This is a genomic window from Roseibium sp. AWQ4_290 (assembly GCF_056160985.1).
Map to the genome: position 1 here is coordinate 1 of NZ_JBSWYG010000108.1, position 231 is coordinate 231.

At 59.7% G+C, this 231-nt stretch carries 1 protein-coding gene; it reads right to left on the reverse strand.

The window, feature by feature from the left end; translation table 11 throughout:
• Positions 1 to 231, reverse strand: a 231-nt coding sequence (locus ACXAH0_RS25340) for an IS66 family transposase (RefSeq protein ID WP_475196113.1), incomplete at both ends; no start/stop codon positions are given.

A 231-nucleotide genomic window follows, 5' to 3' on the forward strand; every position in this document is an offset into this window, starting at 1 on the left:
ATTGAAGATAGGTTTGGCGTGTGCTTGCCGTAAGGCGGTGCGCTCCGGTGGAGGTTTTCCGCGTGCCTTCTTTTCGATTTCGTACAGCCCGGCAATGCGCTGAATGGCCTCGCCGGCAACCGATGATCCTTGGGATGCGTGCACATCGACGAACTTGCGCCGGATATGGGCCATGCAGGCCATCTCCCGAGCTTTGTTCTCCCCGAACAGGCCGTTGAACCCGGCGTAGCC